The 3,077-nt window shown below is 60.6% G+C and carries 3 protein-coding genes; 2 read left to right on the top strand and 1 reads right to left on the bottom strand.

The features are described 5' to 3' along the window. The first annotated feature begins 217 nt into the window (after nt 1–217). A complete protein-coding gene (locus ABLE93_RS26790) occupies nt 218–1,036 on the top strand; it encodes an HNH endonuclease family protein (RefSeq protein ID WP_348842705.1) in 819 nt (272 codons plus the stop codon). Beyond that, entirely contained in the window at nt 1,037–1,963 is a 927-nt protein-coding gene (locus tag ABLE93_RS26785) for a restriction endonuclease (protein ID WP_348842704.1), read from the top strand. Between the two features lie 76 nt (nt 1,964–2,039). Here ABLE93_RS26785 and ABLE93_RS26780 read toward each other — a convergent pair whose 3' ends face one another. After that, complete coding sequence (locus ABLE93_RS26780; RefSeq protein WP_348842703.1) at nt 2,040–2,774, bottom strand: hypothetical protein; 735 nt, start codon at nt 2,772–2,774, stop codon at nt 2,040–2,042. Between the last annotated feature and the right edge of the window lie 303 nt (nt 2,775–3,077).

Here is a 3,077-nt window from a genome sequence, read left to right as displayed (position 1 = left end):
CCTCCGCCACCATTGACCCCACTGCCGCTGCGCCAAACCAACGCTCCGCGGCAGTGGGGTCAATGCCCCAGACAGGGGTCAACATTCGGCGCCGATAGGGGGTCAGGTTTCCGTGCCGATTGACAGGGGTTGCTCGTTTGAGCCGCGAGGAACGCGAAGACATTGCGGAAAAGATGGTGGCGGAAGTCCTCGATGAGGTAGATAGGGACGACGCCTGATGCGGTGGATAGATCAGGAACGGATTGAGCTGCCAGAAGGCTGGCTAGACAAGGCTGCTGCCGCCGCAAAAGAGATGGACGAGAAGGGACTCAAACCGGACGATTTCTCGGATGTCTGGCGATGCCTGAAAGATAGGTTTGCTCTATTATCCGACAAGCGATGTTGGATTTGTGAAGCGCCGTCGGCGCGATCCGACAACGCGATAGACCATTTTCGGCCCAAGAACCGCGTTTCGGAAGCTACCAAGGAGCCTTCGGGATACCGGTGGCTTGCATTCGACTATAAGAATTTCCGTTACATCTGCACCTTCTGTAACAGCAGGCGTTGCGACGTCGTAGGCGGGACTGCGGGCGGAAAAGCCGATCATTTCCCTCTGCGCGATGAAGGCAAACGGGCCTATCAGGCTGTGGACGATCTTGATCATGAGGAGCCGATGCTGCTCGATCCTTGTGACCACTCGGATTGGAAGTTGCTGGGATGCTCACTGGAGTCAGGTCACCCCGTTCCCGCGACCAATGACCCTCAAGAGCAAGAACGGGTCGCGGTATCCATAGACCTCTATCATTTACAGCAGGACGCCTTAAAGAAGATGCGTTTGACCCAGGTGAGAGACCTTGATCAGAAGATAGCATTTGCTAAGGATCGCTACGATGAACTGGACGGTAGCCCAAAGCGGCAGAAGAAGTTCAAGGACGCGTTGACTGTGATACAGAGAATTATCTCGCCGGGAGCTGACTTCAGTGGCGAGATGTATAATCATGTGAAGAAGTGCAGGGATAAGGAATACCCCTGGCTTCAAAGCCTTGTGAACTCATAGATGCCGATACCCGACTATCAAACCCTTATGCTTCCGGTGCTTCGCCTTGCCGCCAGATCGGGAACGCGCGTTGCAGATGTATCTGACCGCATTGCGGACGATCTCGCGCTGACCCAGGCGGAGCGGGAAGAGCTTCTGCCCAGCGGGCGCCCGCGGGTGCTGCACAATCGCATCCACTGGGCCAAATTCTATATGAGCAAGGCGGGATTGATCGCTTCGCCGGCGCGCGGCCGCTTTCTGGCCACCGAGACGGGCAAGGCGCTGCTGGCCAAAGCGCCGGAGCGCATCGATGTGGCGGTCCTGATGCAGGTGCCGGAGTTCCGCGAGTTCTACAGAAACGAAAGCGCTGCGGCGGAAGAGGCTGCCGCCGGGGGGAAGCCGACTGACACAGCCTCTGCCCGCACTACACCGGGAGAGCAGATCGACGTCGCTCACGCGGCCCTACAAGCCGCGCTGCGCGACGAACTGCTTCAGCGCATCCTCGCCAACAGCCCCACCTTCTTCGAGCAGTTGATCGTCGATCTCCTGGTGGCCATGGGCTATGGCGGCAGTCATAAGGACGCCGCCGCCCAGCTCGGCCGCTCCGGCGACGGCGGTGTTGATGGCATCGTCAACGAGGATCGCCTCGGCCTCGACCGCATCTATGTTCAGGCCAAGCGCTACGCGCCCGGCAACCCCGTGGGCCGACCGGATGTGAACGGGTTCGTGGGAAGCCTCGTCGGCCTCGGAGCAACGAAGGGCGTCTTCGTCACCACCTCAACCTTCAGCCAGCCCGCACGCGACTACGTCCGGCATCTGGCCGAGCGGGTGATTCTGATCGATGGGCAGGAGCTGGCCAACCTGATGACCGAACACGGCGTCGGCGTTCGCAGCTACCGCACCGTCGAATTCAAGCGGCTGGATGAGGACTTCTTCGGCGAGGAATAGGCGGCGCGCTGGCCTGAACCGCGCTCCGCCCAAGGGACGGATCAGGCATTACCACCAGCGCAGGCGGTGGGCGCGATCATTCGGATCGGATGACTTCGCCCCCAGCTTTTGTCCAGCGGTCGAGCATTTCGGAACGCTGAAACGGGTGCTCCGGGGTCAACTCGCTTTCGGCAAATATGGTCCACTCCTCGCGGAAGCGCCGCGGATCATCATCGTGGCATGAGAGCCAAGCCCGATAAATCGAGCGCACCAGCGCCAGCCTGGGAAGCACGACGTCAAGTTCCCTATGCGATGTGTCTGGCCACCGCCTGACAACGCAGAACCGGACAAACTCCGGCTCTGGATATTCCAGACATCCAAGCTTTTTCAGGTGATCGCCGGGGAGCACCACGAACTCTTTCCACAGCTGCTCCTCAGCGAAGGTGATGCTCGAATATCCTCCACGCGCGACCTCCTCCAGCCAGCGCACGATGAGGGGCTCGGGACCCCAGAGATTGCTGACTCGGAAATCGGCCATCGCGCGCGGATGGGCGATGGCAACCACTCCTTTGATCCAGCCGGATTCCGGGGGCGCAAAGGACACCGCCAAGGCTTCACAGACTTCTGGGCTGGAGGGCGCCGGCAAAAGGGAATAGTGGCACTCATACCAGCATCCACTGTGGAGGTCCTTATACCAGCCCAGATCCTGCGCTCGGCGCTCGGCGATGAGAGTATTGGCTTGTGTAAGGGGGCCACCGAGCTGGCGGGCCTTGATGACAGCCTCGCCAGCCTGCGCGTGCCAGCGCTTGACGTCGCTGATCCGTCCTTTCAAGGCTCCGACACGCCAGCCGGGTCTCTTGCTGAGACGGGCCGCGTAGATGATGAAAGGGCGGCGTGATACGCTCCGAAGAATGGTTGCGAAGGCAGCTTCTCCTGTGTGAGGGCGAGCTCTCTGCCACAAGCGACGCGCGTGCCGGATCGCATTTTTTCACCGACGGGTTCGAATTCCTGACGTTGCCCCCAACTTCTATCCAGCGGTGAGTTCGCTCTGGCGGTGGGGTTTGGCCTGTTCGGCGGTGTGAGCGGCGGGGTCTGGCGCGGAGCTTCTGGCTAGGCGCAGCGGCAGATCCCGTCG

The organism is Xanthobacter pollutisoli, assembly GCF_040044995.1.
In the GTDB taxonomy this organism is placed as follows: domain Bacteria; phylum Pseudomonadota; class Alphaproteobacteria; order Rhizobiales; family Xanthobacteraceae; genus Xanthobacter.
The sequence above is the reverse complement of the archived record's forward strand: the minus strand, read 5'-3'. Positions and strand labels throughout refer to the sequence as shown.

What these genes read in the sequence shown, in the direction of transcription:
- ABLE93_RS26785 (WP_348842704.1), top strand. Translation starts at nt 1,037, where the DNA reads ATGCCGATACCCGACTATCAAACCCTTATGCTTCCGGTGCTTCGCCTT.
- ABLE93_RS26790 (WP_348842705.1), top strand. Translation starts at nt 218, where the DNA reads ATGCGGTGGATAGATCAGGAACGGATTGAGCTGCCAGAAGGCTGGCTA.